Below are 4170 nucleotides of genomic sequence, written 5' to 3' on the forward strand. Positions count from 1 at the left end.
AGTTTTTATGTTACATTATATATTTTTTTATCATTATTTAAATAAAGGATAATTTTGAAAGAAAAAATCGATAAGCTAAGAGATTATGCCGAGCTTGCACAAGCTAGTTATTTTTATTTTGATTTAGAAGATTGTATATTGCAAGAAAATGAAACTATTATTACCTTAAATGAGCTTTTAAACTTAAGCTATAATGGCAAAATAGCTGGAAAAAAAGAAAAAGTCGGATAAAATATAGTTTTATTATAAAGGTGAATTAAATGATTAATAAAATTTAGATATAACCGCTAAACTAAGTATGTGTAAAGAATATGATGAAAAAGAAATTATTAAATTCAAATATTGTCTTTGTGTCTTTATAGATGAAAGCTTGATGAAAAATGAACTTTTTATCAATTTTTGGGTTCACAATACTCTAACTGTAAGGTTATTTGATGAAACTTTAGGCGGAAATAATTTTTATGATATTGCATCATCTTGGATTAATAATCCTTTTAAGTTTAAAGATTTTTTGGAATTTATTTATGCTTGTTTGATTCTTGGTTATAAAGGAAAATATAATGAGACTAAGGATAGAGATGAAAAAATAATTCATTTTTGCAATAATATTGCCACATCTTTAAAACCGGTTTATAAGATAGAAGAAGAGTTAGCTTTTAATAAAGCATACAAAATTGGTTTAGAAGAAAATATTTGGCAAAAATTTATAAGATTGTATTTTAAAAAACTTATTATCATTGTGCCAGTATTGATTGTATTAGGAGTATTAAGCTTTGCAATTTTTAATTTAGAAGCCAATAATCTTAAAGTGGATAATAATATATCCGCATTGATAAAAAATTTAACACATATAGAATAAAGATATTAAATTTTTTTTAAATATCAATTTATTTGTTATGAGTAAAATTAAATAAAAATTATTTTACAGCTAGAATAAAAATCAAATGCAAATCTAAAGGATAAAAATATATGAAAAAACAAGCTCTATTGTTTTAATGATAAAGAAAAAGTTATACTGCTAACACTAAACTACAAAATTACATTTTAATTTTAATAAAATAGAGAGTCTAAGGAGATAACCCATGACATATATATTACTTCTTATTATAATTTCTACTATTCTTTCTTATCTTATATTAAAATTTATTTATAAAATCATCTTTAAATCTAAAAAAGCGTTTCAAAGTTTTTAGTCTTTCTTGGAAGTATAGGCTTAATTATCTTTTATTATACTCCATATTCTTATTATTTAGAGCCAAGCTTTTATAAGTTTAAAGAAATATGTAAACTAGACCCAGAGATTTACCAAGCCAATGGTAGTAAATTAGATGAGGAGTATTATAATAAAGTGCTAAGGTATTTTGATACGGATTTGGATAATATGTCAAAGTCATATAAAAAAGAGCTAGGGGTAACTAATGATAAAAAATATAGTAGATACTGGTTTGAAACATGGATAGATGGAAGAACCGAAATAAGCTTTGAAATATGGTTTAAAAGTAATATTGCAATAAAAGACAATATTGACTTTAGTATAAAACCTTTTTTTATGCTAATTGGGATAAAATGAGACCCCTCCCAGCAGGTAATGAGGGGACAGGATTTTTTTAGGAAGTGTCCCAATAAGTTGCATATATTTCAAAAAGGACTAAACAATGAAAAATAAAGCAGTGATTAATAAGCTAAAAGATAATTCAGAACTAGCTTGGGCTAGTTATGGATATTTTCATCTGGCTAATCCAAGGTATGATTTCAATAAAGATAACATAGACAAAGAAAGATTAGAGTATTTTAGAAAATTATATAAAAACAATAATTTAGAATCTAGTAAAACCGATAAACAATTACAATCCATTTACCCTACCCCTGCAGACATTCTTAATATAGAATGCAAATATTTTAAGACAATAATGGTAAGCCTCAAGATTCTTGGTATCATAAACATTTCTTAGGTGGCGAATTCTCCCCACTCCAAGCTAAACAATTCTTTTCTTGCTATGATTTATTAATCCATCAACCAAATACAGAGTCAAGCTTTTCTGCTACTCTCTTTCAAAACAAGGAAACTAAGGAATATACTTTAGCCATTAGGGGAACAGAGCCTAAGGAAGTCAAATAATGAAAAAGTTTCTGACACCTAAAAAGATTATCTTAGCTTTTATTGCATTATTTGGAATTTATCTACTTGGAATCCCACTTTATTATACTCCTTATGAATTACAACCAAGTTATTGGAAGTTTAAGGAAATATGCGAGGCTACATTTCAACTTCATAATCAACATATAGAGCATACACAAAGAATAAAACCCTTAATGCAAATTTTTAATGTAGATAACCAAAAAATTAAAAAGTATGCTAAGTTGGAGAATAATACCTATATCTCTCGTATCCCATATCCACATTTTTTGATGCGAATAGAAAATGCTCAGTTAAATATTTATAGTGATTTAAATTGGAATATTATCAAAATTGATACGGGGGATTTAGTATGGTATAATTGGAGACCCATGATATTAGGTAATGAGGGCAATATGGATTTAAGGGTTAAATGGAATAATTTTTTAATGTGTGGAAATTTGGATAAAAGGATAGAATATGAGCAATAAAGAGCAGATTAGAAAGCTTCGTGATAATTCAGAACTAGCTTGGGCATCGTATGGATATTTCCACTTAGCAATACTAAGGTGATAGAATGAAAAAATATAAAAAGATTTTAGTGCTATTATCACCAATAATTTTAATTATATTATTTTATACCCCTTTTATATATCCTAGCTATTGGGAATTTAGAGGGTTATGTAAATTAAATAATTATCCAAAAAGTGAGGAAAAATATAATAGAATCTTAGCTTATTTTGATAAGAGTTTAGATGGTAGTATAGGAAAAAATGGTTATGCAAAAATAGGTTATAGTAATAGAATAGATTTAGGTATATATATTTATTATAAGAATCCAAATAACAAAACATTAACTTTTAAAAATATTAATAAAATATATTTTAGACCAATATGGAAAAACTATGCACCAAATATTTATGGTAATGAGGGTAATATGGATTTTAGATTAAAGCTTGACGGTGAAATAGATTGCAGAAGCTTATTAGGAGAATTATATGGATAATAAACAACAAATTAATAAACTAAGGGACATGGCAGAACTTGCACAGGCAAGTTATGGATATTTTCATTATGTTGATAATAAATTTGATATAAAAGATGAAGATAAAATTGTTACCTTTGTAAATGTTTTAGATATTACCTATAAAAACTCTAAAATTATTGATGAAAGAGGATTTAAAATCGGCAAACTCGATGGCGACTTCTCCCCACTCCAAGCCAAACAATTCTTAGATAGATATGATTTATTAATCCATCAAACAAATACAGAGTCAAGCTTTTCTGCTGCTTTGTTCTATGATACACACAAAGATGGTTTCGTGGTGTGGTTTAGGGAAACAGAATGCGGATTCTAAAAATACTTTATATTTGTTGGATTATATTATGTGTTGTAGGTTGGTTTATATCTCCTATTGTTGGACATAATCCAAATAGGGTTGAGGAGTTTTTTATAATGCTTGGTTGGATAGTCTTTCCACTAATGATAGCCAATCTATGGCTTTTTGGAATAACAAGAATTAAAAAATATTTAAGGAATTTTTTAATATTGTTTTTATATTACCCTTTGGCATTTGCTCTGTTTTTGGTGCTAAATTAACTTTAGGAGACTAAATGAAAGAATTAATCAACAATCTAAGAGACTATGCCGAGTTGGCTCAAGCAAGTTATTTTAACTTTATGTATATCAATAACGATAAGCGAGAAATGGATAGTTATAAAATAGGGCAAAATAGATTCCCTAAAGATAAAGACAATATAGAAAATTTAGAATATACAAAGACCTTATCTAAAAAATATAAAGATTATTTTATTTATGATGATTCCATTGCACTATATCCGACACTTAATGGAGAATTTGGAGAATTACAGACTAAAAATTTCATTCAAAGATATGAGGTTCAATTTCATCAGCCTAACACTACAAGTGGCTTTAGTGCTACTTTGTTTTACGATAAACAAAAAGATGAATTTATAGTAGGGTTTAGGGGAACTGAAACTGATAATTTTATTAGCTCGATTCAAGATATAGTTCAAGACATAACTCTATCCCT

The 4170-nt window shown here is 26.9% G+C and carries 6 protein-coding genes and 2 pseudogenes; all 8 read left to right on the plus strand.

What is annotated here, in order from left to right:
* Positions 1-54 precede the first annotated feature (54 nt).
* A complete protein-coding gene (locus tag AJN60_RS09655) occupies positions 55-231 on the plus strand; it encodes a hypothetical protein (protein ID WP_002871628.1) in 177 nt (58 codons plus the stop codon).
* Positions 232-274: 43 nt separating this feature from the next.
* A pseudogene (gene icmH / locus AJN60_RS00460) lies at positions 275-859 on the plus strand (type IVB secretion system protein IcmH/DotU); the annotation flags it as partial.
* 513 nt (positions 860-1372) lie between these two features.
* The gene (locus tag AJN60_RS10115) at positions 1373-1570 is read left to right on the plus strand and encodes a hypothetical protein (protein ID WP_410002332.1); all 198 of its coding nucleotides are present in this window, start codon (positions 1373-1375) and stop codon (positions 1568-1570) included.
* A gap of 85 nt (positions 1571-1655) precedes the next feature.
* A complete protein-coding gene (locus tag AJN60_RS10120; RefSeq protein ID WP_374220155.1) occupies positions 1656-1952 on the plus strand; it encodes a hypothetical protein in 297 nt (98 codons plus the stop codon).
* A gap of 166 nt (positions 1953-2118) precedes the next feature.
* Complete coding sequence (locus tag AJN60_RS00475) at positions 2119-2607, plus strand: hypothetical protein (protein ID WP_038849842.1); 489 nt, start codon at positions 2119-2121, stop codon at positions 2605-2607.
* Between the two features lie 86 nt (positions 2608-2693).
* Entirely contained in the window at positions 2694-3122 is a 429-nt protein-coding gene (locus tag AJN60_RS00480; RefSeq protein WP_070243432.1) for a hypothetical protein, read from the plus strand.
* A complete protein-coding gene (locus AJN60_RS00485) occupies positions 3115-3474 on the plus strand; it encodes a hypothetical protein (protein ID WP_070243431.1) in 360 nt (119 codons plus the stop codon). The genes AJN60_RS00480 and AJN60_RS00485 overlap by 8 nt, the downstream gene beginning before the upstream one ends.
* Before the next feature lie 256 nt (positions 3475-3730).
* Positions 3731-4170: pseudogene (locus AJN60_RS09250) on the plus strand (hypothetical protein); the annotation flags it as partial.

Source organism: Campylobacter sp. BCW_4323 (assembly GCF_001763115.1).
Classification (GTDB): domain Bacteria; phylum Campylobacterota; class Campylobacteria; order Campylobacterales; family Campylobacteraceae; genus Campylobacter_D; species Campylobacter_D jejuni.

Coding starts and splice junctions, on each gene's coding strand:
- AJN60_RS00485 (WP_070243431.1), top strand. CDS start 3,115: ATGGATAATAAACAACAAATTAATAAACTAAGGGACATGGCAGAACTT.
- AJN60_RS10120 (WP_374220155.1), top strand. CDS start 1,656: ATGAAAAATAAAGCAGTGATTAATAAGCTAAAAGATAATTCAGAACTA.
- AJN60_RS00475 (WP_038849842.1), top strand. CDS start 2,119: ATGAAAAAGTTTCTGACACCTAAAAAGATTATCTTAGCTTTTATTGCA.
- AJN60_RS00480 (WP_070243432.1), top strand. CDS start 2,694: ATGAAAAAATATAAAAAGATTTTAGTGCTATTATCACCAATAATTTTA.